The 25744-nt window shown below is 55.1% G+C and carries 19 protein-coding genes; 12 read left to right on the forward strand and 7 right to left on the reverse strand.

The genetic code is table 11. The features are described from left to right. The first annotated feature begins 61 nt into the window (after positions 1 to 61). The 5 genes from GSQ81_RS16680 to GSQ81_RS16700 all read left to right on the forward strand — a co-directional run bounded on the left by GSQ81_RS16680 (position 62) and on the right by GSQ81_RS16700 (position 6908). Entirely contained in the window at positions 62 to 1222 is a 1161-nt protein-coding gene (locus tag GSQ81_RS16680; RefSeq protein WP_158911769.1) for a DUF4185 domain-containing protein, read from the forward strand. 190 nt (positions 1223 to 1412) lie between these two features. Beyond that, the gene (locus GSQ81_RS16685; protein WP_158911770.1) at positions 1413 to 3407 is read left to right on the forward strand and encodes a DUF3857 and transglutaminase domain-containing protein; all 1995 of its coding nucleotides are present in this window, start codon (positions 1413 to 1415) and stop codon (positions 3405 to 3407) included. A 73-nt stretch (positions 3408 to 3480) separates the two neighbouring features. Further along, positions 3481 to 5523 (forward strand): DUF3857 domain-containing protein, encoded by a 2043-nt coding sequence (locus GSQ81_RS16690; protein ID WP_254060256.1) that lies wholly within the window; start codon positions 3481 to 3483, stop codon positions 5521 to 5523. Positions 5524 to 5586: 63 nt separating this feature from the next. Beyond that, the gene (locus tag GSQ81_RS16695) at positions 5587 to 6222 is read left to right on the forward strand and encodes a TlpA family protein disulfide reductase (RefSeq protein WP_254060257.1); all 636 of its coding nucleotides are present in this window, start codon (positions 5587 to 5589) and stop codon (positions 6220 to 6222) included. Between the two features lie 71 nt (positions 6223 to 6293). After that, positions 6294 to 6908, forward strand: coding sequence for a flavin reductase family protein (locus GSQ81_RS16700; RefSeq protein ID WP_158911771.1), 615 nt, complete (start codon positions 6294 to 6296; stop codon positions 6906 to 6908). A 33-nt stretch (positions 6909 to 6941) separates the two neighbouring features. Here GSQ81_RS16700 and GSQ81_RS16705 read toward each other — a convergent pair whose 3' ends face one another. Further along, on the reverse strand, positions 6942 to 9155 hold the full coding sequence (locus tag GSQ81_RS16705; protein WP_158911772.1) for a glycosyl hydrolase: 2214 nt from the start codon (positions 9153 to 9155) through the stop codon (positions 6942 to 6944). 247 nt (positions 9156 to 9402) lie between these two features. On the opposite strand from GSQ81_RS16705, the gene GSQ81_RS16710 reads away from it, so the two are divergent. The 3 genes from GSQ81_RS16710 to GSQ81_RS16720 all read left to right on the forward strand — a co-directional run bounded on the left by GSQ81_RS16710 (position 9403) and on the right by GSQ81_RS16720 (position 11710). After that, a complete protein-coding gene (locus GSQ81_RS16710) occupies positions 9403 to 10104 on the forward strand; it encodes a DUF4339 domain-containing protein (RefSeq protein ID WP_158911773.1) in 702 nt (233 codons plus the stop codon). Further along, positions 10101 to 10502, forward strand: a complete 402-nt coding sequence (locus GSQ81_RS16715) for a DUF2752 domain-containing protein (protein WP_216846457.1) — start codon at positions 10101 to 10103, stop codon at positions 10500 to 10502. The genes GSQ81_RS16710 and GSQ81_RS16715 overlap by 4 nt, the downstream gene beginning before the upstream one ends. Before the next feature lie 152 nt (positions 10503 to 10654). Then, positions 10655 to 11710 (forward strand): hypothetical protein, encoded by a 1056-nt coding sequence (locus GSQ81_RS16720; protein ID WP_158911774.1) that lies wholly within the window; start codon positions 10655 to 10657, stop codon positions 11708 to 11710. Positions 11711 to 11829: 119 nt separating this feature from the next. On the opposite strand, the gene GSQ81_RS16725 is transcribed toward GSQ81_RS16720, so the two are convergent. Beyond that, positions 11830 to 15390 (reverse strand): carboxypeptidase-like regulatory domain-containing protein, encoded by a 3561-nt coding sequence (locus tag GSQ81_RS16725; RefSeq protein WP_158911775.1) that lies wholly within the window; start codon positions 15388 to 15390, stop codon positions 11830 to 11832. 327 nt (positions 15391 to 15717) lie between these two features. Between GSQ81_RS16725 and GSQ81_RS16730 the strand changes: the two genes are divergently transcribed. Continuing rightward, positions 15718 to 17235: a tetratricopeptide repeat protein gene (locus tag GSQ81_RS16730; RefSeq protein ID WP_158911776.1), complete on the forward strand. Its 1518-nt coding sequence runs from the start codon at positions 15718 to 15720 to the stop codon at positions 17233 to 17235. A gap of 497 nt (positions 17236 to 17732) precedes the next feature. Here GSQ81_RS16730 and GSQ81_RS16740 read toward each other — a convergent pair whose 3' ends face one another. The 5 genes from GSQ81_RS16740 to GSQ81_RS16760 all read right to left on the reverse strand — a co-directional run bounded on the left by GSQ81_RS16740 (position 17733) and on the right by GSQ81_RS16760 (position 23704). Further along, entirely contained in the window at positions 17733 to 18101 is a 369-nt protein-coding gene (locus GSQ81_RS16740; RefSeq protein ID WP_158911778.1) for a cupredoxin domain-containing protein, read from the reverse strand. A gap of 65 nt (positions 18102 to 18166) precedes the next feature. After that, positions 18167 to 18658 (reverse strand): hypothetical protein, encoded by a 492-nt coding sequence (locus GSQ81_RS16745; RefSeq protein ID WP_158911779.1) that lies wholly within the window; start codon positions 18656 to 18658, stop codon positions 18167 to 18169. Between the two features lie 14 nt (positions 18659 to 18672). Continuing rightward, positions 18673 to 20880 (reverse strand): tetratricopeptide repeat protein, encoded by a 2208-nt coding sequence (locus GSQ81_RS16750; RefSeq protein ID WP_158911780.1) that lies wholly within the window; start codon positions 20878 to 20880, stop codon positions 18673 to 18675. 31 nt (positions 20881 to 20911) lie between these two features. Next, a complete protein-coding gene (locus GSQ81_RS16755) occupies positions 20912 to 22762 on the reverse strand; it encodes a CRTAC1 family protein (protein ID WP_254060258.1) in 1851 nt (616 codons plus the stop codon). Between the two features lie 402 nt (positions 22763 to 23164). Beyond that, positions 23165 to 23704: a polymer-forming cytoskeletal protein gene (locus tag GSQ81_RS16760; RefSeq protein WP_158911781.1), complete on the reverse strand. Its 540-nt coding sequence runs from the start codon at positions 23702 to 23704 to the stop codon at positions 23165 to 23167. Positions 23705 to 24037: 333 nt separating this feature from the next. Between GSQ81_RS16760 and GSQ81_RS16765 the strand changes: the two genes are divergently transcribed. From GSQ81_RS16765 to GSQ81_RS16775, 3 genes are all read left to right on the forward strand, one after another. Then, complete coding sequence (locus GSQ81_RS16765; protein ID WP_158911782.1) at positions 24038 to 24739, forward strand: hypothetical protein; 702 nt, start codon at positions 24038 to 24040, stop codon at positions 24737 to 24739. A 94-nt stretch (positions 24740 to 24833) separates the two neighbouring features. Next, positions 24834 to 25028 (forward strand): YqaE/Pmp3 family membrane protein, encoded by a 195-nt coding sequence (locus GSQ81_RS16770; RefSeq protein WP_158911783.1) that lies wholly within the window; start codon positions 24834 to 24836, stop codon positions 25026 to 25028. Between the two features lie 27 nt (positions 25029 to 25055). Next, a complete protein-coding gene (locus tag GSQ81_RS16775) occupies positions 25056 to 25730 on the forward strand; it encodes a YdeI/OmpD-associated family protein (protein ID WP_158911784.1) in 675 nt (224 codons plus the stop codon). The last annotated feature ends 14 nt before the right edge of the window (positions 25731 to 25744 follow it).

Below are 25744 nucleotides of genomic sequence, written 5' to 3' on the forward strand. Positions count from 1 at the left end.
GGCTACGTGTGCCGCAAAGAATTTCCGGTTGCGCGTTTCCTCCTGGGACGAGTTCATTAGGTTGAGGCAGACTGCATCGATGGATGGCAACTACAAGGTTCCTATGGCGTCTTTCTTCACGACGGCTCGGAAGTATTGCAGGCAGGATGGGGGCAGACGCGTCGTACTGCGCAATCTCTTTATCCTGTTCTTCGCAATGAGCATGGCGTCGATTGCGGCTGCGCAGACGGGGACGCCATGGCCAGAAGCCGACAGGCTCTTCCACGCCGATCCTCGGTGGTTAGGGGCCGATGGTGCCTTTTCCATCGATCTCGGCAATGGCCGGGTGCTCTGGACGTTCGGTGATACCTTTGTCGCTCGCAAGCCGGGAGACGATCGAAGTCAGGCAGCATTTGTCCGCAACACGGTTGCGATTCAATCCGGCTACGATCCCTCTCATGCAACGATCAAGTTCTATTGGCGGACCAGAGGAGAGAGTTTTTCTGAGATCTTTCCGTCTGAGGGCCAGTCGTGGATGTGGCCGGGCTCCGGCATCCGGATTGGAGATAAGCTGCTCTTGTTCAGCTCGCGCATGGCCCCCGACAATACGAAAGGTTCGCTTGGATTTAAGTCTGCGGGCTGGAATGCTTACTGGGTGACCAATCCGGACGCCGAGCCAAACATCTGGAATTTGAAGATGGCTACGGAGATCAGCGACACGGTGATCATGGGGTCGGCGGTGGTACGCGATGGCGGGTTCATTTATCTCTTTGGCGAGAGCGAGCCAGAACACGATCTCTACCTGGCGCGTTTGCGTGTGGCGACTCTTGCGAGAGGCAGGTTCGGCCCCATTCAATGGTGGTCGGGCAAAGACTGGCAGACGTCTGCCTCCGGCCGTCATCCGGTCCTGCTCGCGACCGCGACAGAGGCGAGTGTGCAGCGCAATCCCGTGGGGAGCGGCTTTATTGAAATCTATAACAGAGGGTTTGGTGCTACCGATATCGTGATGCGGCGGGCGCAGAAGCTGGAAGGGCCTTGGAGCTCTCCGCAGGCGATCTATCGGCCGCCTGAATCCAATGCGCCCGGCGCCTTTGTTTATGCGGGAAAATCTCATGCGGAGTTGAAGGGCGCGGATTTGATCGTCACTTATGCGGCCAATGGACCGGACGAGAAGGTGCTTAAGGACATGAGTCTTTATTTCCCCCGGTTTGTGAAGATCGAACTCCACAATCAGAAGCAGTAATACGGGACGCTTCCGATGGGCAGACCAAAATGGATCTGTAGGGCGGCTTAATCCTTTGAATGGGAGCTCTTGCGATTTATTTGCCTTGATCTGAAACGCCTCGCCGTCGTATAACTTTCGCACGCATTCAATCTGGATTTTGAGCTTTGACCTACCTTTGCTAGTGAAAGATTGGCGTGCAAGAGGCCCGATGACACACGATGCAAGACCGTCTCCCTGGGCCTGCCGCTATCGCTTTGCGACTGCTGTCCTGATTCTTCTTTCTGCCGTACCACTCTGCTTTGCCAAGCAGGACAGCGTTCCGGACTGGGTGCGCGATGCTGCCGCACAAAAGCTGCCGGACTACCCTGCGGAGACCAACGCCGTCGTCCTTCTCGACGACACCACCTACAGCGTCGGAGCCAATGGCCAGGCCACGGAGCATTACCGGCGCGTGGTGAAGATCTTGCGTCCTCAGGGGCGGGACGAGGGTACGGTTGCCGTTCCGTTCGATAAGGACACGAAGATCCTTTCGCTCCACGTCTGGAGCATTGGATCGGATGGCCACCAATATGCCATGAAGGACAACGAGTTCGTCCAATATGGCTATCCGGGGCAGGGGAATTTTTTTGAGGACGATAAGGTCGAAGTCGCCAACGCTCCGGGCCGCGACCCCGGAGGCGTTATCGCCTATGAGTATGAGCAGCGCATCCGTCCGCTGCTGACCGAGAAGACCTGGTTCTTTCAGACCGATCTGCCCAGCCTCAGCCAGACCTTTACCCTCGAGCTGCCGCCGGGCTACACCTATGGGACGGTCTGGGCCCATCATGAGCCGACGAAGGCGGCTGACCTTGAGAGCCAACGCTGGCGATGGGAGATGAAAGATGTTCCCGCAATTGATCTCAACCATGTTCTCTACCGCCCGTCGGAGCTTTCGCTTGCCGGGCGCATGACGGTGCATTACTCGGGCGCGGGGATTCCGGTGACGACGGACGGAACATGGCAGAGTATCGGCGAGTGGTATCAGGGGCTTTCCAAAGATCGGCTTGCGGCCACCCCTGAGATTGCAGCAAAGGCGAGCGAGTTGACGGCGGGCAAGACAGATTTCTACGACAAGGCGGAGGCCATCGGAGAGTTCGTGCAGGACCAGGTGCGGTACTTTGTCATCGAGATGGGCATCGGCGGCTATCAGCCTCACTTTGCAGGCGACATCTTTCACAATCGTTATGGCGATTGTAAAGACAAGGCCACGCTGCTTTCGGCGATGCTTTCGAGCGTGGGTATCAACTCCGCGCTAATGATGGTCGATAGCAGTCGTGGTGTCATCGACCCGGATGCGCCGTCGATCGTTGGCAATCATATGATCGCGGCCATCGAGATACCGCAGGGTTATAACTCGCCCAAGCTGCACAGCGTCATCACGGCGAAGAACGGCCGCCAATATCTCATCTTCGATCCAACCTGGGACAAGACTCCCTTTGGCCAGCTTGAGCATGGGCTTCAGGGTAGCTATGGCCTTCTGCTGGAGGGAGACCAGAGCCAGATTGTTGCGCTTCCGGTTCTGCCCCCGGAGCTTAATACCATTCATCGAACGGCGAGCTTTCAGCTTGAGCCGGACGGCTCTCTCAAGGGAACGGTCACCGAGAAGCGATATGGAGATATCTCTGAGAGTCGCCGCCGGTTGTATGTGATGGAAGATGCGAAGCAGCAGAGCGACTTTCTCGACAACAGCCTCGGCAGGGACTTCACGACCTTTACTGTCTCCGGCTTTGCAGTGCAGAATGCGGCGTCTCTGGGTAAAGAGCTGACCACCTCGTACTCGCTGAGTGCCGACCACTTTGCGAAGGCCATGGGACCGCTGCTGATGGTGCGCCCCCGCGTGCTTGGCAGCGATGGGATGGAGACAGATCACAAGGCGCGCAAGGTTCCCATCAATCTGCGGCAGACGCTGCAGGCAACGGATGACTTCAGCATTGAACTGCCAGCGGGTTATACCGTCGATGAGACGCCTGACCCGGTCAAACTCGATCTCGGCTTCGCCGCTTACGAAAGCTCCATTCAAGTGAAAGGCAACACATTGCACTACACCCGTACTTACACGGTTCGCAAGGTCACTGTTCCATCCGATCAGTACGGCGATCTGCTGAAGCTGGCCGGAGTCATCGAGGCGGATGAGCAGGGCCGCGCTGTACTGAAGAAACGTTGATCGCAACAGTTTATTAAGGCCAGCAGCTTCAATTTTCAGTCAGAATTTTTAAGGGGAAGAAGGAAAGATTCAAATGAAATCCATGCCAGGCTGTCGTTCTCTCTGCCAAGTATTTTTTGCTGCCCTGCTAATTCTGTCTTCACCGCTTGCGCGTGCGGACAAGTGGATGACACCGACGCCGGAAGAGCTTTCGATGACATCGCAGCCCGAAGTTCCGGGCGCCGCCGCAGTCTACCTCTACCGCGAAGAAATTACCGAAGACAATATGCATGTGTTGCATGTCTATGAGCGGCTTAAAGTGCTCACCGAAAGCGGTAAGAAGTATGCCAATGTGGAGCTGGGATACTCTTCGAGCTTCGACAATGGAAGCATCTCGATCGAAGAGATTGAAGGCCGGACGATCCATCCCGACGGCACGATTATTCCTTTTATCGGCAAGGCCTATCAGAAGCTCATCGAGAAGACGCGGGGAGCGAAGTATATGGCCAAGGTCTTTACGCTGCCCGATGTCGAGGTAGGCAGTATCATCGAGTACCGTTATGACCAGCGCCTGGACGACAACTATTTTATGGCGCCGCGCTGGTATATTCAGTCCGATCTTTACACCCGTAAAGCGCACTATGTGTGGAAGCCGACCAGTAAGCCACTGATCTCCAACGACGGGCATGGCAATCTTACCAACACGATTGCGTGGACTCCAATTCTTCCTCCCGGAGCTGAACTTCAGCACTCGACCCTTCCAGCAGTCAATTTCAATCCGGAGCAGCAGGTCTTCGAACTCAACGTGCACGACATCGCTCCCGTGCCGAACGAAGATTACATGCCGCCTACCTCCAGCCTCAGCTATCGCGTGCTTTTCTATTACACCCCGTACCGCAATGGGCTGGATTTCTGGAAGAACCAGGGAAAATACTGGTCGAAGATGCATGACAAGTTCATTGGCCCCGGCCCTGGTGTTGAAGCAGCCGTCAAAGACCTGACCTTGCCGACCGATACGCAGGAGCAGAAGCTTCGCAAGCTCTATGCCGCGGTGATGCAACTGGAAAACACGGACTTCACGCGGGAACACTCCAGCGCGGAAGAGAAGGCAGCAGGCAGCAAGCCCATTCGCTCTACCGATGATGTGTGGGAGCGTAAGCGCGGCAGCAGCGATCAGCTATCCGACTTGTTCGTTGCCATGGCTCGCGCTGCCGGAATGAAGGCTTATGTTGCCGCGGTTACGAATCGAGACCGGAATGTATTTCTGCCAAACTATCTCAGTCTCGCGCAGCTTGATGACGATCTTGCCATTGTCAGCGTAGATGGGAAGGAGCAATACTTCGATCCCGGGTCTCGGTTCTGCCCATACGGGCAGTTGGCGTGGAAGCACTCGTTTGCCGAGGGCCTTCGTCAGACCGATGATGGCACGGCAGTTGCGAAGGCCCCTGGGGAGCCTTACACGGCTTCGCGCATTCAGCGTGTCGGCGACCTGAACATGGACGAGCATGGGGTTGCCGGTGGACAGATCAGCATGACCTACATCGGAGCGTACGCTTTGTATTGGCGGCAGCGTTCGCTTAAGGGAGATGCGACCAGCCTCGAACATGACCTTCGCACCACTGTCGAAGAGCTTTTGCCTGCGGGGATGGACGTCAAGGTAGCTTCCATCGAAAAGCTTGCAGACTACGAACAGCCTCTTCGCGTGACTTTTATGGTCCATGGAGAGATCGGTTCTTCGACAGGCAAGCGCCTGATTATTCCGGCCGATGTCTTCGAGGTCAATTCGAAGCCGAGCTTTCCTCATGAGAAGCGAGAGGTACCGGTTTATTTCGACTATGCCTTCGTCGATCAGGATGCGGTTCGCGTCAACTTTCCGGCCTCGCTGAAGGTGGAATCGATGCCCCCAAGCGATAAGGTTCAGCTTCAGAGTCTCGCCGCGTACGATATTGCAACTGCCTCTACCCCGACCAGCGTCACCGTACGGCATAACTACTCTCTGGGGACGATCATCTTTCTTCCCAAGGAATACTCTGACCTCCGCAGCTTCTACTCAAAGATGGAGACAGATAATCAGGGGAGCGTTGTTCTTATCTCTGCGGCGAAGTCGGCAGGAAATTCCACGACCGCAGCGAATTAGGGAGTAAGCCGTCCAAGGCTCGGGTAGACGGCTTATTCTTGAGACTGGTGTCAGGAGAAGAGAATGATGAAACTGGTTGACGCTCGATTCCCCCTGTCCGGTAGACGCAGGATGCTGCTCACCGGTTGTTGCTGGACCTTGCTGACAGTCTGCTCCGCAGGATTGATTCTGTTCAGCCTCCCTCCGTCTGCGGTGCAGGCTGCGCCAGCGTTACTCTCCAGTCCGGCGGAAGCTTCCGATGTGCTGGCGCCTGTCGCAAGCAGAAAACCTGCGCCGAACTTCACGCTGACCGACGAGCAGGGGAAGGCGATTACCTTATCGAGTTACAAAGGCAAGGTTGTGTTGCTGGACTTCTGGGCGACATGGTGCGGCGGCTGCAAGCGGGAGATTCCCTGGTACATCGAGTTCGACAAGAAATACCGGAAGCAGGGGTTGGCGGTCATCGGCGTGTCGATGGATGAGGACGGTTGGAAGACGGTCAAACCTTTTCTGGCGAAGAAAATAGATGATGAGACCGGAGGAATGATTGCGATGCAATATCCCATCGTGATCGGCAGCGATTCGATGGCAACGCGGTTTGGCCTTACTTCGATGCCCATGACTTTGCTGATCGACAAGCAGGGAAGAATCGCTGTCTCGCACACCGGAGTTGTCGACAAAGCCGACTTCGAGCACCATATCCAAATCTTGCTGAAGTAGGTTATTTCTGACTTGAGGTGGGCGGAACAGATGTTTGTCTATGTTCGAGGCAGAGCTGCATCTTAGCAGGTATGGAATTTCGAACGATTGAACCCAAGATCCTTTACTTTGGAACACCCGTTGCGTTGATCAGCTCGTTGAATGAGGACGGGAGTACAAATCTCGCTCCGATGTCGTCGTTCTGGGCGCTGGGTTGGACGCTGATGCTCGGCCTGCTCGATGAGACGAAGACAGCGGAGAACTTCGAGCGGCATCCTGAGTGTGTGGTGAACCTGCCTTCGCCGGAGATGTGGCGCGAGGTGGAGAAGCTGGCTCCGCTGACGGGCAAGAACCCGGTGCCTGAGATCAAGCAGAAGCAGTTTCGCTATGAGCCGCACAAGTTTGAAGTTGCCGGGTTGACGCCGCTGGCGAGCGAGGCGGTACAACCGATGCGGGCGCAGGAGTGCCCGGTCCACATGGAGGCGCGGGTGAGGAAGCTGCATAAGCTTGGAGGAGAGAGGCTGGCGCAGCTTGGCGGAGCAGTGGCGGCGGAGGTCGAGATCATAAAGGTGCACGTCGCCAGCGACTTCGTCATCGACGATCACTATGTCGATCCCAGCAAGTGGTCTCCTCTGATTTACAACTTTCGCCATTACTTCAGGTTGGGTGAAAGCGAGCTGGGAAAGACGTTTCGCGCGGAGAAGTGACCTTGCTGCCGTGGCTCGGTGTCTTTCCTGAAGCTATCGCACCATCAGCACTCGCGTCTCGTATGGCTTGAGCTGCAACTGCACGGACATCGTTCCCTGGGCGCGGGTGGAGACGACGGACGAAACTGCTCCAGTTGCCGAGTCCCACGCTTCGACCAGTTGCCGGGAGTTTTCTCCCTCGTTGCGGAAGTTCACCGTGTCGGAGATAGGCGCGGAACTCTCGTTGAAGAAAAGATAGACGGATGAGTCCTTCAGCCGCCGCGTCATGCAGCGCAGCGAGGTGTCCGGCGCACTGAGCCATACGTCTGGGTCGATAACTGCTTCTTTCACTGCATCAAGAATCGCCGGAGCCACCACCTGCGAGGCCCGAGGTGTTGTCGGGGGATAAGCTGGCGGCGTTGGCGTCTCGGGCAACTGCACCGAGGTTTCTACGGTGGCCCATGCGAAGTCCGCAGCCGTCGCTGCTCGTGCATCGAGGATTGTTTGTCCTGCGATCAGCGATGGTGTGCGGCCAAGGAACAGCACCTTGCCGCCACCGGTCGCGAAGGTGTGCAAGCGGTCTAACACTGCCTGCGAGAGTACTGCGGCGCCCGGAACGATCACGGTGCGGTACTGATTGCCGCTCATTGTTTCGAGTGTTCCGTGGCCAGCCTTCAAGTCGGTTGCGAGCGCGTCCTCATTCACGATGTCGAAGTCGATCTGATGCTCGGAGAGCAGGCGCTCGGTGGAGACGAACGTTGCGTCAGAGGCGGCATCGCCCAGCCACATCGAACTGGACGGGATCAACAGCGCCACCGAGGCTGCTGGCTCGCCCATCGAGAGCAGATAGCTCATGCGCCGCACATAGTTAAGCAGCGCAGGGTAAGTCGGATCTTTCATATAGGCCGCCGGGCCGCCGCGCGTGCCGGTGGTGGCAGGGAAGTACATCGTCTCGATCAGGTTGACGCCACGCACAAACTGCTCGTTGAGGATGTAGCGGGCCATGGTGACATCGGGGGCTGGACGGTACGCCGCGAAGCTCTCCGTGAACGCACGCGGATGCCCATAGACATGCGCCGCCGATGAGGCCAGCCGGGGGAAATCCGAGACCGTATTGGTCCAGATCTGATGCCAGATCGTATCGATGCCGGGGACCTCGACGTACTTCATGTCGCGCAGGAAGTCACCTTCGCTGTGCGTCAACTCCATCTCCATCTCTTCGTGATTCAGGTGCACCTGATACTCCAGGTGGTTCGCCGCGCACCATTCTCCCTGCGGCTTGAAGAAGCCGTCGCGGAACATCTGCGAGAAGACATCGTAGTAGTCGGCCTTCGCCCGCCGCTGTGTCTCGGTCATCTCCACGCCTTTGGGCAGAAGGAACGTCGCGACGTAGGGACGGATATCGTATCCCTTTACCTGTTGAAACCGCTCGAAGAACTTCGGCGTCCACGGCAGCCCGGAGATGGAGTAGTCGGGTTCATCTCCACGGAACCCGAGGATGGTCTTGCCGAACTCGTCGCCGACTGCCTTCTTGTACTGCTCGTGTGTGAACTCGAGATACTGCTCGGTGGCTGCCGGATTCATGTAGTCTTCGAGCGACTGCGAGCCGTCCTTTTTGTGCGTGGGATTCGTGTCCGACCGCGTGGGGGATGTTTTGAATTGATGCTCCATCACCATGACGGTCCAATCGCCCGCGGGTGCGGTCCACGCGATTGCTCCATTTGTTACTGAAATGGTTATAGTTTTGCCGTCGGCCGCGTTCACTGCTGTTACCGCGACCGTATCCGGCCCCACTGCTGTTTTTATCGTGTCGCCAGCCTTGGCGGGAATCCTCTGGGCTACCTCGAGCGCCTGCATCCGCAGTTCGGGCTTCAACTGCGTGAACTTGCCTCCGGCAAATCCGCTGGGATACCCGGCGTCGTCCACGATCCACACGCGCATGTCGCGCTTCTTTGCTTCCTCTACGAACATGCGGAAGAATTGGAAGTACTCCGGCGAGAGATACGCGAAGGGCATACCGAACCCGGCCTGCACTGTGACCGCACGGTAGCCCAGCGACTTCATCGTGTCGAGATCGCGCTCGATGACCTGCTGGCTGACGGCGCCGTTCAGCCCGTAGTAGGGCTCAGGCCCATACTCCGATGGCGGAATCATCCATGCCTGCTGTACGCTGGCTGCTGTCGGCATCTGTATCTTCTGCCACGGTTGTTGAGCCAGTGCGCTCATGGTGACAAAACCAGCCAGTGCTGCCGCAAACTTCTTCTTCATCAGATCGATCCCGTCTTTCAGGTGTAGCAGCGGTAGTGTTCCCGTCGCTAAATACTGTTCAGCAGATTTATACAGGGTTGAGGTGGCGTTTGGAAACTATTTCATTCAAGGAACTTATCTTTCGCAGATTTTGAGAAGCCCCGCGAACCATCCTTGCGCGGAAATCGTATTGTGCAGAAGCGCGCTCCGTGTTTTCATCTCTCTACGGATTCGTGCGCAGCATCAGTCACCGACAGGAGCGCCAGCAATGCAATATCAGGTATCACGCAACGGCCAGATGTATGGTCCCTATACCCTTGAAGACCTTCAACGCTATGTCGCTTCCGGCCACATTCTGTACACGGACCTCGCCAAGAACGAGGAGATGACGGAGTGGCTGCCGGTCTCGCAGATCTTAGGGACATCGTCTTCTGGAGCCGCGCCGGGCTATCCCCCTTCGGCCGCTTACGTGCAGCCATCCCCTGTCGCTTATGAGCAGCCTGCTGCGGGTACTTATCAGGATGCGCCGAACCTTAATTGGGGACTTGAGCTTCTGCTCGGTTTTCTTACCTGCGGCCTCTTTGTTGTTGTCTGGAACCTGGTCATCGCTTCGTGGGCTAAACGTGTGGAACCGACGAGCAAGGCGCTGATGTACTACATCATTGCTACCGCGCTTATTGTGCTGAATTTTGGCGGCTCCTATGGCAATGTGATTACGGCGCTGCATCATGGACACCCGCACCAGAGCATCTCCGGCGGTTTGATCGGGCTGGCTACCTGGATCCTCCGGCTGATTGCCCGCTTTACCCTGCGCGACACGCTGGAGAAGCACTACAACGGTGCGGAGCCGCTTGGCCTGCGCCTCAGCGCGGTGATGACCTTCTTCTTCGGCGGCATTTATTTCCAGTACAAGCTCAACCGCATTAACGAGATCAAGGAGACGCTTCGCTACCGGAACGCCGTTCGGTGATCGTCACTGGCCGCAGCCGCATGGCGACAGTGTTGCGAGCGCTTGCGCCGCTTGCCGTCGTCGCACTTGCCGCTGCGGTGTTGCTGCGGTTTCCGCCTAACAGGTACTCGTTCTATCCGGTGTGCCCCATCTACCGCTATCTCCATGTGCAATGTCCCGGCTGCGGAGCGACGCGTGCGCTCGCCGCGCTGCTGCATGGCCACCTCGCGGAGGCACTGCGGCTCAACGCTCTTACGACGCTGCTGATGCCGGTTGCTGTCTTCTATGCCGCTCTCTGCTATCGCCGCTTTCTCCGGCGCGAGCTTCTGCAACTGCCGAGGCTGCCGCGCTCTGCTGTCTATTCAAGCCTTGCCGCCGCTGTTCTCTTTGCCATCGTCCGGAATCTCGGACGCGTTTAGATGTTCGGCGGTTGGGTCGAACTCCTAAAGGTTGGATGTGTGACATCCAAAGCTTATGTCAGGCATCTTACAGGCGTGCGGCTTAAAGAACCGCTGCATTGAACTCAAATGAACGAACGGATAGATAACCTGGTATCGCTACACTGACCGCAATGCCACGCCTGCGCCCTATTCTGATCGCCGTTGCGGTCATCGTGATCCTATGTGTCGGCTGGCTCCTCTGGCATGCGCACCATGGCAAGGCTGCGCCCGCCCCAGCTGGAGTCGCGCCACCCAGTGCATCGAACGCGCTGCCCGAAGAGGACAACACTCCAACTCTGGTCTACGCGCATAATCTTCAGCTTCGCAAGGGCCCGAACTTTCGCATCTATATTCTCTGGCTTCGCGGACAGATGCTGCGGACGAATCCGCGTGTGCCTCCCTCTTTTGATGATCCGGAGTCTTTCGTCTTCGACATCCAGAAGGGGGTCATTCATGTCAACATCGGAGATGTTGGGGCCTTTCTCAACGCGGCATCGTCCTCGGATGCGCCACTCAGAAATATCTCCCTCACCGCCGATGGAGATCAACTGAAGATTCATGGCACTCTTCATAAGGTCGTCCCGCTTCCGATCGAGGCAGTTGGGTCCCTCTCATCCGCTCCGGATGGACACATCCGCTTTCATACAACGAAGATCAGCGTACTGAAGGTCCCCATGAAAGGCCTGCTCGGAGGGCTTCATCTCACTGTCGCCGACCTTGTCCATTCCCCGGATATTCCGGGGGCGCAGATTTCCGGCAATGACTTGATCTTCGACACGACAAAGCTGCTGCCTCCACCTCATATCCGTGGCGAGCTTACTTCTGTGCGCATCAAGTCTCCGGACATCGAAGTAATCTACGGCAACTCGCCCAACGATGAGAGCAAGCTCGCCCAGTGGCATAACTTCCTGCGCCTCACAGGCGGCACCGTCGACTTTGGCAAGCTCACGATGCATCACGCGGACCTCACCATGATCGATGCCACGAAAGCTCCCTGGTTCGATCTCGACCTGGTGAACTATCAGGAACAACTCGTGCAGGGAATTTGCCGCATGACTCCTCAGGCTGGCCTCGAGATCTTCATGCCCGAATTTGATGAAAAGAAGGGGAACCGCAAGGTCACTCTCGAATGGCTCAAGAACCGCAATCTCTCGATGCCATCGGATGTTCCCGTCCAGCAACCCTAAGGCTGCTGCTGAACAGAGCGCTCGTTGCTCAGACGCTGAGGCTCATTGCAGGTGCAGATATAGGGCAATAAAAAAGGGCGCCCGCTTTGGAAGCGGACGCCCTTTCTGCTGAACTCTCTTTAGAAAGCGTATTTCAAAGAGAACTGGAAGAAGCGCGAATCCGGGGTGTAGCTCTGGAAGGATCGCGCGCCGGTGATAAGCCCACCATTACTGGAGATACCAGCATTGCTGGGGTCTCCATAGGCGGGCGTGTTGAGGGCGTTGAACATATCCGCGCGGAACTGCAGATACTGCTCGCGGAAGGTGGGGAACGATTTGAACAACGACATGTCGATGCGGACGTAACCAGGGCCATAGATCTGGCCGCGTGGACTGCCCACATAGGGAAGTGCAGCCGCTCCTGAAACAGTGTTTGGAATGGGTTGATTGGTTGGTGAATCGGCGTAGGTTGCGGTTGAGTAGCCAATGGTGTCAGCCTTTGGATTGGCAAACGTGCAGGGGTTATACCAGTTCTGCACGGTGCGGACCTTTGCGGGGCACGCGATCCCTGGGTTGGTGGCATCGGCGGTGCCGCCTCCCTGGTAGGGGTTTTTGCCAAGGTAGACTGCGTTGACACCAGAACCGCTGGGGCTGGTGAGGTTATTGGTTCCGATGGTAATGGGCTCACCCGTCTGTGCTCTGAAGACGAAGCTGTCGGACCAGCCGCCAACGATGTAATTCAGAAGACCAGAGGTATTCACAAATTCGCGACCTCTGCCAAACGGAAGCTCATAGTTGCCGTTGAGAGTAAATCGCTGACGGACATCGAAGGCAGAGTTGCCATAGTCAGCACCGAGCCCAAGAATATTCCAACTGCGATAACCGGGATCCGATGTGCTGCCGAGAGGTGTCGGAGCATCATCGAGCGAATGTGACCAGGTATAGGTAGCCAGGAAACTAAGTCCTCTCGATAGCCGCTTCTCTACCTTGCCTTGTAACGAGTTGTAGCTGGACACTGCATCGTATGCCGTGAAGGCCGGTCCTCCGAAGTGCGGATAGGGCTGCAGAGGATTGACCTTGTCTCCAGCAGTGTCGATATAGCCGCTAAAGCTGTTGGGGGCAAGGGCCATTGGGCCGTTGGGGTTGGGGAATGTTTGCAGGTGGCGGGAGACAGCGCCCACGTAGCCGAGTGAGGCCACCATGGAGTTGCTGATCCCGTACTCTACGGTGAAGTTGTACTGTTGGCTGTATGGCGTGCGTACGTTTGCCTCGCTGCCACGAAGCGCCGGTTGTTGAATGGAGTTGATGAGTCCCTCGGCGATGGCGTTGGTGAAACCATTCTCAAGCGTAAAGCCGTTGTTGACGCAGGAGCCCTGGAAGTTGCAACCGCCGGCGGCAAAGCCGGAGTCGAACTCGAAGGGGAAGTTCATGCCAAGGTTTGGATAGTAGCCTGTACTTTCGAGGCCACCGAAGAAGATACCGTAACCGCCATGCAGCACCAGCTTATCCGTTGCCTGATAGGCAAAGCCCAAGCGTGGACCGAAGTTGGTTTTCTGAGGGTTCACCAGGTAGCGGTTACCCGTGTATTTAATGGTGATGTTATCCAGAGCGAGCAGCCGGGTAAAGGCTACCGGCAGGACGAGCCCACGTTGGCTATTGGGAAGCAGATAGAGCCCCGTGCTGTGGCCTTCCGTTGGCGCGCTGGTAGGAATAAACGCAGCCTGGTTGTCATGACGTTCGAGGTAAGGAGTCGAATAGTCGTAGCGCGCGCCAAAGGTCACTGTCAGCTTCTGGCTTGCCTTCCAGTCGTCCTGCAAATACCCCGAGCGATTGAAGCGAACGTCGGAGGTATTGAAGACGTTGGAGATCGACGAACTATTCATGTTGTTGGTGAGAAAGTCAGCAATGCCGTAACCGGTATTTGCCACACCCGACTGGCCGGTATAGACGCCGGTGAAGTTATAGGTTCCACGGGCCTCCGGTGGTTGCGAGGTATCGAACCGAATCCGCTGGATATTTACGCCGCCCTTGAGGGTGTGATTGCCGAGGACCTTGGTGACGTTATCGAGAATTTGATAGACATTCTCGTATTCGTTCGTTGCATACCAACCGGGCGATCCAAAGGTTGAGAGGCCAGCGACGTTGAAGATTGGCAGACCGCCGTTGTTCTTAGAGTAAGGAATGCCGCCCAGGCCCAGGTCTGAAGCAGCGTTGGGATTGTTCGCGTTCTCGTGCAACCCGGTGTAGTGGCCGTAGTTGTAACCAAAGCGGAATTCATTGGTGAGCGTTGGCGAGAATACGTGGGTTTCGCTGCCGGCGAAGTTTTCGCCCAGTTGAGCTACCTGACCGGTGTCGCCAAAGCCACCGCCATCCAGAGTACTGCCGAATGGAGCGGGGTGAGACGCCGGTTCGTGGTTGTAGCTGAAGCGGCCGAATGCCTGATCCTTCGAGCTCAGGTTCCAGTCCATACGGACATCCCATTGGAAGGTGTTGTCGATGGAGTTGGTCTGGTCAGTAAAGTTGCTGAAAGTCTTCCCTACCGGGCCAACGTTTGGAGAGGGGAAGAGGCTGAGTAACTTCAGGGCGACCGGATCGAGGGCCACGCCTGGCTGAAGGTCAAGACGATTACCCGCGACCGGCGTCGTGCCGTTAGCGGATGAGTTCGGGACGTAGAGATGGACCGGATTGCTGATGAGATTTGTATCTGTGCTCAGCAGCTCGCTGAAGTTGCCGGTACGCATCAGCGCGGTGGGAACGGTAAGGCCGGAATGGGTCTCACCAAAGACGATGCGGTTTGCCTGGGCATCACCAAAGAAGAAGAGCTTGTTTTTGAAGACGGGAAAGCCGAGGGTCGCGCCGAACTGGTTCTGACGATACTTGGCGATCGGGCTGGAGCCCTGGAAGAACTCACGCACGTCGAAGGCGTCGTTGCGAAGATACTCCCACGCACTTCCGTGGATGTTGTTTGTACCGGATTTAATGCTGGCGTTAATGACTGCTCCGGCAGAGTGTCCGAACTCGGAGCTGTAGGCGCCGGTCTGGACCTTGAATTCTGCAAGGGCATCGGGTGGAGGCCGCACAACGTAGCTCGATCCATTAAAGAAGTCGACAACGTTCACGTTGTTGTCGACGCCATCCATGATGTAGTTATTTTGCTCGGCACGCTGGCCGTTGGCGTTGAAGTCGCCGCCGTTCTGGCCGCGAGCACCGTTAGAAGGAGCGACGCCTGCGGTGAGTTGTGCGATGAAGACCCAGTTACGGCCATTGAGCGGGGTATCGTTGATCGTCTTCGATTCAATCACCTGTCCAGTGGACCCTTCCTGCGTCTGCATCAAGGGAGGGGCGCTCGAAACCGTGATGGAGGTGGAGGCTTCGCCCGTCTTGAGCTCTATATTGACGGCGACGCGGTCCTGAAGATGGAGCTGAATATTTTCCTGAGTGGTTGTGGAGAATCCAGTAGCAGTGACCGCGACCTTGTAGCTGCCGATTTTGATCGGCGAGAACACATAGTTGCCGCTGTTATCGGTCCGAACGGTCAAAGTCAATCCGGTATCGACATTGGTGAGGACGACTTGTGCGTTGGGTATCACTGCTCCGGTTGTGTCCTGCACAAGACCTATGATGGCGCCTTGATCGGCTTGGGCGAAGGCGCGATGACTCAATGCGCCAAATAACGCCAGGGCAAAGAGCAAAGCGCTCACGCCCCCAAACTTTCTGCATCGTTGAACTATTGTCATGTTGCATCCTTATGGGAAATCGTTTTCTTTAGGAAATGGTTCACATCGGAGTGGAATTCTCTGCTTCCGATATCTGGCCCTGGAAATAATGCGGAACAGCGGATACTATGGCGTTTCTGGCACTGAAAAGTTTATGAAATCGGCAAAAATCCCTTATGTAACCGCTAAACAATCCATTCAACGCCACACGAAGCTTTGCAGAGCGGATGGGTCTTGTCAAGAAATAATTGCCGGCTGTTATTGACGGCGATGTCATCCTCCTTAAGGTGGATAGTTTGCTAATTCTCTGGTATGGGGAAAGCGATTACGCAGCCAGATTCAACCCTGGAACGTAGTAGAGTATCCCTTGTCGCAATATGCCAACCGGTAAGGGAGAAACAGCTCCAGAGAGTTGCTGCCATGATGAATGATTCCTTGCCGGCGCATGTCGTTTTGATCTTCTGCTGTCTCATCACTGTGTCTGGTGCAGCACAAACGGCTGCTCGAAACACCGCTGTTATGTCAGCTGGAGATGCAACGGCACTCTCGCAGGCACTTACTGCCTACAACGGAGGCAATGAAGGAGCCGCGGTACCGGAGTTGGAAAGGCTCGCGGCAAAATATCCAGATAATTTTCCGGCAAATGAAGCTCTGGGGCTGATCTATGCCGGTGACGGTAACTTCGCGCAGGCCCTCCCCTATCTGGAACATGCGGCAAACGCAAAGAAAGAAAATACGATAGCGCAGGCTAACCTGGGCGCAGCGTATCTGCAGGTGGGCGATGTCAAGGCTGCGGTGCAGGTTCTGAAGCGGGCGGCTATGCTCGATGCGAAGAATGGCCAGACCTTATCCAATCTGGGCCATGCATTATTTCTAGATAAGCAGCCGCAAGCAGCGGCAAATGCATTTGCAAAAGCATCGGCGATAGATCCTGCCAATATGGACGTTCGCTACGACTGGGCATTGGCTTTGCATGAGTCCCAAAAGGATGCATCGGCGTTAGAGGTACTTCAGCAAATTCCCGCCGGGCAAAGAAATGAGGCTGTTGAGTCGTTATGGGGCGAGACCGCGGAGAAGCAGGAGCAATTTAAAGAAGCCGCAGATCACATGCAGGCGGCGGTGAAGTTGAATCCGAGTGAACAGAATGTCTATGCGCTGACCCTTGAATTGCTGCGCCACTGGACCTGGCAACCGGCAATCGAGATCGCCACCTATGGCGTGAAGAACTTCCCTGACAGCAGAAGATTGCAACTGGCGCAAGCAATTGCGCTTTATGGAAGTAAGCACTATGTCGATGCGGCCGCAGCCTTCAGCGTGTTGTTGTCTCTCGATCCCGATAATGAAAGTTATGGAGATCTATTGGGAAAGAGCTGTTCTGCATTGGGATGGAGTGGCGCTGTGCAGTGCGACACGATGATCGATTTTGCAGATAAGCATCCTGCGAACGCACAAGTAGCGGTGTATGCAGCGTCAAACATCCTGCACAATGCGGACCCGGATGCAAAGGATACGCTTGATCACGCGGAACGATTGCTGGCACAGGCGATTCGTGTCGATCCCAGGATTGCCGAGGCTTACTATGAGCTCGGAACCTTACAGCAGGAGCGATCGCAATGGAGCGAGAGCGTAGTCAATCTGAACAAGGCGGTCGAACTGCGGCCTGCTTTCCCCGCGGTCCATTATCGACTGGCGCGCGCGTATGCACACATGCATCAGCCCGCACTGGCCGATAAGGAGAGGGCCCTACTGTTGAAGTATGACCAGCAGGTACAAGATGATTCGCGAGCAATCATTCGAGAGGTAACTATGTTTCTAGTGACGTCCCACTAGGTGAATATCTTTGTTCGCCCGCATAGAAGCACGCCCACTCCCTGGGGATAACAGTCTATGGCTGCTATTCATCTACGCGCTGCAATCCGTAAATGGATAAGTCGCTGGAAGGGATATTCAACCCTGGAAGCAGTACATATTTATTTTTCACCAGCAGCTTCTTAAGGCCGCGCAGCTCCTGCTCTGTATCAGGGGAGTCCAGGAAATGTCCCAGCCAATCTCGATAGGCAGACCATAGCGCTATGCCTTCATATACATGTCGATTGCCTGCACTGGCTGCCAGCAGTATTCGTATCATTGGGTCGCGTGGAGATCCCGACATCCATATCAATTGGACCTGCGATCTCAATGTCCCGGAGTTGAGTAGATTCATCATAAGCATTGATTGCCACTGAAAATAGAAAATTCTATAGAGCTAATAAGGAGCAATTATTTTTCTGATGCTTCCGGCGAAATATAGAAGCCCTCGCCATCATCAAGATTAAGTTCCGTAAAACTTATTTTTCGACATGAATTCCTAACTTCATCCTATCGTGACCTGCTCCGCAGTATATTGAACATTCGCCTTCAAAATTACCAGCTTTAGATGGTGTGAGAAGCACTTCGCTGGAGTGATTTTTCTTGATGCGTACTTCGAGTCCAAGGCCGGCCACGGCCAAACTGTGAGTAACATCATCGGAAACGAAAACCAGTTTCACCTGCTGTCCTTGCTTCAAGATAATATTCGCCGGACTAAACTCATAGCGCCGGGCATGAATCGTAATGACAGGCACCGTTGATTTGACTTGCGCCTGCTGAGCAAACCGGGACATTGGATTCAAAACAACAAGTGCTGCAGCTATTACTGCACTCTGAATAAATCTCATGACACAAGCCTTTTCTTTACGACGTCAAAATTGCCAATGAATGTTCACACACTAAACTTTTCTGCCTAAAACAAAGAACCAGCTACCTGTTCTGCAATACCTGTTGCCTTTAGCTGGAGCGCCTCAAGAGTCACCGCTCGATTCATCCTCAAATTTGATCCAACGCTGACAATGAATTTTTTGTCGCGGACACGGCCAATCACCTGCTCTCCATACAGGTCTTCAGAATTGACAGGACACAATATCGCTTCGTTACCAATTCCCTTGAGGAGAGTTGCATGGGATCGGCAACGAGACTCATCAGCCGTCGATTCGCCGGGGGCAGATTTTATGTCGTGTACTACGATTTGAAGGTCATATACCGTGGAGCCTTCCTGGTATTGAAACAGGCAAACACTTCCATTGTCTGCAGTGCTCTGCATCTTCAAACTCGCAGCGGCATTCAGCACGCCGGAAGCAGTGGCGTTATTCAACCATGGGCAGGAGGTCTGCGCACGGCCTGTTACAGGAACCATCGCAATGCCTAATAACAATAGCCAGCTTATATATCGTGACATCGAGGAGCTTCTCTTTATTTCTGTGCTGTTTGAGTGAAACCGTTAGTGACGTCGGCAAGGTCGGTGTGAAGGTGCCAAGGTATGCTTTCAGTCGAAATCTCAGGGTGACTGCGGAGATATCCAAGAGAGTATGTACGAGCATTCGAGTTAATCTTCTCTGTTACAAATAATGCCTGTTGCTCTTTGGCCTGCTTTATCATGCCCATCCGGTGGTAGAGAATAGACAGGTTATAGTGTGCTGAAAGATCATCGGGATCAATTGCCTGTAATGCTTCAAACTGAGTCATCGCTTCGTGATAGTTGCCCTGACGATAATAGGTAATACCCAGATCTCGTCGTGCATCCCGGGATTGAGGATATTGTCTTACTACTTCCAATAGATCGTCCAACTCCTCCTTCGGGTGTGAGGCTCTTCGTTCCAGTAGCGCTGCATAATAGAGCGCACGCGCATTGTTAGGACTTAGCGATAAGGATTTTTGTATGTTGTCCCACGCTGATTCGTACTTTTCCCAGGGAATTTCGGTGACCGCAATATTGGTATAAGCATCGGCATAATCCGGCCTTAGTTTGACGACTTCGCCGAAGGCCTGAACTGCTGAAGAATATTGCAGTGCATCAAGGTAGCCTATGCCCAGGTTATTCCATCGCATCCAGTCAGGATTATCATTGGCATCGGGTTTCTCCGGCTGGTTCTCTCCAATATTCAGCGTCCGGCTGCGTGTAGCAAGTTGCACCACGGGATATGCCGGATGATCTTTGCCCAATACATTGTTCAAATAGCTTTGCCGCAAATGGCGATAGTTGACCTTTGCAGTGATGGTGATTGGGCCGCTTATGTTGGAAGGCACACGAAATTGATACCTGACAATCGTCGACCTTCCTGCCGCGATCGTGTTGTCATAAGCGACCGAATGGATAAGTTGGACCTGGTGATTATCGACAAACTCGCCATCCTTATCGACGGGCCGATTGGTGAAGCTGTGCGCCCGCTCGTCCAGTGAGCCATCGGGTTTAAGGAAGCCGCTGTGATAGATATCTTTACCACTGGCATCTTTCACCGTGAATTCGACCCAGGCTTCGTAGAGGTCACGAACTTCTGGAATAAGTGAGTGCCCTATGTTCTTATTTTGAATAACAACATAGACATCTAGAACATCGTTTGGCCCGATACTGAAAGGAACAGAACCGAGCGGCGCAATTAATGTTTCGGTATTGGCCTTTTTCAATCCAAAGATATCTACGTTCAGATAGTTCCCAGTCTGAAGAAATCTGACAGTCTTTTCCAACTGCTCATCAAAGCCATAGTAAAAAGGCGCTGCTGTATTGCCGGCAGTCCAGCTATGCGATGCGAAGGTTCCATGTTTTGCTCCGTAATCTGGAAGAGTATTGGGAGCGCGCATCATGTGGCAGGCCTGGCAGGTTTTGAAATCTCCAGAATAAAAAGTCAGCGGGTTTCTGTGCGAGAATTTGGAGTTCTGCCATTCATCAAAAGTGGTAAAGGCACTTATAAACTTGAAGTCGTTGAGATGCTCCGGAAGGTTTGCCTTGTGGCATGCGGCGCAAAACTCTGGGGTCCGATAGAGGTCCTTCATCACGGCCCGTACATGGCGATCCGTGTGACTCATGATCTCGCTGTACGGAACTTCACCCGGAATACGGTTTCCTTTTTCATCCACCATTACCGATGGGACGCCCATGACGAAGCCGCCATTGCCGCTCGTCGAGCGCACTGCCTGAATGGAGTGACAAACAGTGCAGGTCAAACCGTTCTGGTCGAACTTGCGGTCGACCTGCGAATTTTGCGTGAGCCCACCGCTCAACACACCGATAGGATTGTGGCAGCTATCGCAATGGCGAGAGTATTCAATGCCTTTGGTCTTAATCAGGAGATTTACGCTGGTCCTGTAAAACGGCTCGCGGAAAGAGTTCGAGTGGAGCGCCTGGCGCCACTGGTGATAGGCCTCCTGGTGACAGTGAGCGCAGTAGGTGGCATCTGGAAAAGCTCCCGGCTGGATAAACTCATTGCCTTCGATCTGAGGATTTCCCGGAGCAAAAGGCAGTTCTTTACCAAAGCGGTAGTTATAGGTGGCGCTGACTTTATCTGAATAATCTTTTCGCGGACTTTCCTGGGTCAAACCGCTCTTAGCAAATACTGAAAAGAAACACAGGGCAACTGCGGCTGAACTCGCAATCGATACGCCTAATCTCCTCGCCGTTTTCATAGGTCATCGTTCCGTTCAGAATAGGTCAGCATTAGTTGGCCGCGTGAGAGGTGGTCTGTACTGCTGTTGCACCTTTTGCGATCGCGTCATAGACGCTTGGCACGAGGCCTTTGCCTTCTTCAATCACAAAGTAGCGATCCACTGCCGGAAGCTTGATGTGTTCCACTGCTCCACTTGACCAGTGGACCTCGACAGAGTCCACCGTGGTTGCCTGACCTAAGCCGAAGTGAAGGCGCTGGTCATTCGACGATTCAAAGCTTCCACCACTCATCACGTCGCCACGCTGTCGAATGCCTCCCGCAGTGAGATATACGGTAGTTCCAACGGCGTCACGCGGGCTTTTCGGTCCCCCGATCAACTTAATGCCTACCCATGCGTGGGTGTCGGCATTGACGTTGCGAAGCAGGACAGGCGTGTGGTCGATGCAGTTAATGACGACATCAATCTTTCCATCATTGAAGATATCGCCGAAGGCTGCTCCTCGGCCGGGAATGACATCGGCAAGACCAGTCCCCTCTACTGCAGGAACGACTTCGAACTTCTTACCCAGGTCCACATTGTGAAAGAGCAAAGGCCGCTGCGCGAAAGACGTTCCCCAGTCATGATGATCGGCCTGAGGATAGACATGGCCGCCGACCATCATAATGTCTTTCCATCCATCGTTGTCGTAATCGATGAATTCTGTACCCCAATCCAAAAATGGATAAGTGAGCCTGGCTATACCTGCGCCTGCAGTAATCTCCGAGAAATTCCCATCGCCTTCATTACGAAAGAGTGTGTTGTAGTCATCGGAAAATGTAGTGGTATAGATATCGACTAATCCATTGTTGCGATAGTCCCCGACGGCAAGTCCCATGGATGCTGTTTCGCGGGCTTCCTGATTGAGCGCAAAGCCGGAATAGAAACTTGCATCGTCGAAGGTCCCATCGCCCTTATTGATATAGAGGTAGTTTGGTGTCGAATCATTCGCAACGATAAGATCTACTTTCCCATCGTTATTGACGTCAACGAAGGTAGAAGAAAATCCATAATTTTTGTTCTTATCGCTGACTCCGGCCTTCTCGCTTACATCGGTGAAAGTCCCGTCTCCATTGTTATGAAACAGGTGGTCCGGTTCACCGGGAAGACCGCGCGGGCCGCACATGACATGCACGCCGCGGAACTCGCAGAACCCATTGTTAACATTGTCTGAGCCAGCGCCGATGGGATGCTTTGCGTCCCAGTGGACATACCCGGGAACAAAGAGGTCGAGATGCCCGTCGCCGTCATAGTCGCCGAAGCTCGCTCCTGTAGACCAGTTGCCGAGAGTTACACCGGCCTTCTGTCCTACATCCGTGAAGGTGCCATCGTGGTTGTTATGGTAAAGGCGGTTTTCCCCATAGTTTGAAACATAGATGTCAGGCCAGCCATCGTTGTCGTAGTCGCCGATGGCGACACCAAAGCCCCAGCGATCGTTGGTCACGCCTGCTTTGGCGGCAACATCGGTAAACGTGCCGTCATGATTATTGTGAAACAGCGCAGCATGGGGAGGTTCGGCTTTTCCATCCTCCGCATCGTAAGTCGAGCCATTCACAAGATAGATATCGAGCCAGCCATCATTGTCATAATCGAGCAACGCCACACCGGAACCGATGGTCTCCAGGATGAAGGGCTTCTGTGAAGTCCCCATCTTGTGGGTCCAGACAGTAAGGCCTGCTTTTTTCGAGATGTCTTCAAAGACAATCGGCCCCGTCTTCACGAAGCCGCCCTCTGTGATCGGCCGTTTTTCGGAGTCGAGTATGGGAGCGAACTGTCCGCCAGTGGCAGATCCCCCCTGATGCGCCCGAGGAATTCCTCCATCCTGTAATGGCGTCTGAATGGTCTGTTCGGTTGCCTGAGCCATTCCTGCAGATGGCATTCCCACCATTAAAGCAACGAGCGCACATGCCAAGCCCTTAGGCAAAGTTTCGATGAACATACCCTGACTTTCTTTAATCCTGACGGAGTCAATGAGACTAACGACCTGATTATCATGAGATTTGAAGCGGGTGTCTTCCTTCAATCGGATGACATACGAATGGTGGATAGCCATCTCATTCTGTAAGCGGATACAGACTTGCCAGGGCCGCGATTGCTGCTCTTTATTCTGAAATGGCTTCCAGGTAGATCTCCACGGCGACGAGAAGTCAGTCTAGGGCGGGCAGGGTGTTGTCGGTAAAAATGGTGCGAGTCGAAAGATAAGAGAACTGTACGCAAAATGGCCCCGGCGCAAGCCGAGGCCATTCTGAAAACGTACGGTTGTAGCTTAAGCCTGAGTTGTTACGGGCTCGGAAGCAGGAGCAGCGCTGGTCGCCGTGCCGCCCTTGAGGTCCGTGCCGCCCGGCTTGCGGATGTCGATGCCGCCCTTGAAGAACGCGCCATCCTCGATGGAGATGCGGGCTGCAATGACGTCGCCGGTCAGTGAGCCTTCGCTGCGAATGTCCACGCGATCGCTCGCCTGGCAGTTGCCGCGCACCTTGCCCAGAACGACTACTTCGCGGGCAACGATGTTGGCCGCGACCTGGCCATTGCGGCCTACAGTGACGCGATTGCCGGGCAGATTGATGGCGCCTTCTACCTTGCCGTCGATGTACAGCGATTCAGAACCCGACAACTCTCCCTTGACGATGAGGGATTTGCCGATCGTCGCCTGCTCGCCCGTGGGCACCGCCGAGGCTGGCGTCGCGCTGCCTACACTCGCCTGCCGCGTCGGGCTGGCCTCGTAGTTCGGGCTTGCTGCCGGAGTCGGACGCACTGGTTCGGGAGTTGAAGGGCTATTGCTTCCGGGCTGATTCGGTTTCCACATATCTGTCTCTGTCCTTTCGTACTGCTTAAATATTCCCGCCGCGAGCTATCGAACGCGCCACCACGACGGCAGCACGCATTCATTCCACGATACTACTCTGGATTTCGCCTGCATAACGTCGCCAACGGCAACGAAATCCACAGATTTTACGCGCCTTCCGTTGACTCGGAAGGTTCTTCCCGGCCTTCCGTTCCTTTCTTCCGGATATCGTCCCATTTATTCCACTCCCCAAAAGTGTTAGGCAGGTTAAAACGGCACAGAGCATCCCACGAATTAGCATGGCAGCACTTTGAAAGTTCTATATTGCAGCAATCTCAAAACACAGGCCCGACCTTGAATCTCTCTGCGCTTCGCAAATATCTGCCCGCATCTCTGCTGTTCGTCTTCGCGCTTCCATCCGCACAACTTCTGGCTGCGCCCAAGGTTCACACCGTCACGCTTGGCCCCAGCCGCCACGTTCCCTACGTCCCCACCGACGCCACGCCCGAGACTAAGTCCGACGAGTCTTCCACCCTGCATGTCCGCGCCCTCTATGTGGATGACCGTCAAAAGGAATGGACCACCGGCGAGATCCACGATGTCACCGACCGCACCTTTACCGTCCGCCGCGCCCTGCGCCTCAACGACGCGCTGCCCACCGACTCCGCCCCGCGCTGGGTGTGGGAGCCCGGCCCCTGGCTGATGGTCGACCGCGTCAGCGGCCACGTTACCGCTCTGCATTTGCCCGACTTCGACTCCACCGTCTCCAACGCCGTCTGGTTCCGCGACTACGCCGCCTACTGCGGCATCGCCACTACGGCGAGGGGCGGTCTTTTCGCCGTCGTTGCCCAGCTTGGAGCGCGTAAAGCCGTTGTTCAGAAGAAGATCGGCGAATGGCCCCAGGCGAACCACTTCATCCCCGTCTGCCAACCAGCCAAATGGCAGCGCCTGCCCATGCGCGTTACCCTCCAGCCGACCAGCGGCGAGGCCACTACCTACGATGTGCTCGGCTCCAGTTCGCTGGTCGAAGAGGGCGACAACTCCGACGAGAACTAATCGCCACCCAGATGCGTATCTCACTCCATCAGCGGTAACATCGCTGTAGCGCAGTCCGCCGCAAGCGGACGAAATTCAGACGAAAGGTCCGCAAGTGAGACTTGTTATCGCATTCTTCTTTCCCTGGCTGACCTTCTTCACCATCGGCCGCCCCTTCGCCGGCGTCATCTGCCTGGTGTTGCAGATCACCGTGCTTGGTTGGATTCCCGCGACCATCTGGGCGGTCTACGCCCTGAGCCAGTACAAGACCGACCAGAAGATCCACCGCGCACTCAGCCGTCAATATTAAATTCCCTAGCGGAGTCGGCACCGTCCCATGAGCACAAGCAAGAAGTTTCGTGGTCTGCTCGAACCGTACAGCAAGCTCAACTGGGTCATCGTCAAGCTGCCCTTCGACGTCGCTAAGACGTGGAAGACGCGTAACCGGCTTCATGTCAAAGGCACGGTCAACGGCTTTGCTTTTCGCACCTCGCTCTTCGGATCTGCCCAGGACGGCCACTTTCTGCTGGTCAACCGGCAGATGCAGAAGGGCGCAGGCGCTGCGGTGGGCAGCATGGTCGAGGTTGCCATCGAGCCTGACCTCGAAGAGCGCAGGGCATCCATCCCACCCGAACTGACAAAGCTCCTCAAGCAGCATGGCTCACTCAAAAAGTGGTACGAGCAACTGAGCGTCTCCGCCCGCGATAACATCGCTCGCAACATTAACGGTCCTAAAAGCCCTGAAGCCCGTCTTCGCCGCGCCGAACAGACTGCCGAGCGCATGATGCTGGCCATGGAAGGCGAGCGCGAGCTTCCGCCTATTCTGCAGATGCAGTTCACGCGTTATCCACAAGCGCGTGCAGGCTGGGAGGCGATGACGCCGGTGCAGCGGCGCGGCCACCTGTTCGGAATCTTCTACTACCAAAGCCCGGAGTCGCGAGAAAAGCGCGCTCGCAAAGCCATCGACGAAGCTCTGAAGATAGCGGGAGCCAAAGGTCGCGAAGCTAACTGAATCGTTTTATAGCT

Origin of the sequence: Granulicella sp. L56 (genome assembly GCF_009765835.1) — a bacterium.
Taxonomy (GTDB): domain Bacteria; phylum Acidobacteriota; class Terriglobia; order Terriglobales; family Acidobacteriaceae; genus Edaphobacter.

Bases quoted from the DNA above. Each gene is read 5' to 3' on its own strand.
- GSQ81_RS16705 (WP_158911772.1), bottom strand. From the start codon at position 9,155: ATGAAGAAGAAGTTTGCGGCAGCACTGGCTGGTTTTGTCACCATGAGC.
- GSQ81_RS16710 (WP_158911773.1), top strand. From the start codon at position 9,403: ATGCAATATCAGGTATCACGCAACGGCCAGATGTATGGTCCCTATACC.
- GSQ81_RS16755 (WP_254060258.1), bottom strand. From the start codon at position 22,762: ATGGCTCAGGCAACCGAACAGACCATTCAGACGCCATTACAGGATGGA.
- GSQ81_RS16690 (WP_254060256.1), top strand. From the start codon at position 3,481: ATGAAATCCATGCCAGGCTGTCGTTCTCTCTGCCAAGTATTTTTTGCT.
- GSQ81_RS16730 (WP_158911776.1), top strand. From the start codon at position 15,718: ATGGGGAAAGCGATTACGCAGCCAGATTCAACCCTGGAACGTAGTAGA.
- GSQ81_RS16745 (WP_158911779.1), bottom strand. From the start codon at position 18,658: ATGTCACGATATATAAGCTGGCTATTGTTATTAGGCATTGCGATGGTT.
- GSQ81_RS16695 (WP_254060257.1), top strand. From the start codon at position 5,587: ATGATGAAACTGGTTGACGCTCGATTCCCCCTGTCCGGTAGACGCAGG.
- GSQ81_RS16775 (WP_158911784.1), top strand. From the start codon at position 25,056: ATGAGCACAAGCAAGAAGTTTCGTGGTCTGCTCGAACCGTACAGCAAG.
- GSQ81_RS16740 (WP_158911778.1), bottom strand. From the start codon at position 18,101: ATGAGATTTATTCAGAGTGCAGTAATAGCTGCAGCACTTGTTGTTTTG.
- GSQ81_RS16685 (WP_158911770.1), top strand. From the start codon at position 1,413: ATGACACACGATGCAAGACCGTCTCCCTGGGCCTGCCGCTATCGCTTT.
- GSQ81_RS16760 (WP_158911781.1), bottom strand. From the start codon at position 23,704: ATGTGGAAACCGAATCAGCCCGGAAGCAATAGCCCTTCAACTCCCGAA.
- GSQ81_RS16750 (WP_158911780.1), bottom strand. From the start codon at position 20,880: ATGAAAACGGCGAGGAGATTAGGCGTATCGATTGCGAGTTCAGCCGCA.
- GSQ81_RS16720 (WP_158911774.1), top strand. From the start codon at position 10,655: ATGCCACGCCTGCGCCCTATTCTGATCGCCGTTGCGGTCATCGTGATC.
- GSQ81_RS16700 (WP_158911771.1), top strand. From the start codon at position 6,294: ATGGAATTTCGAACGATTGAACCCAAGATCCTTTACTTTGGAACACCC.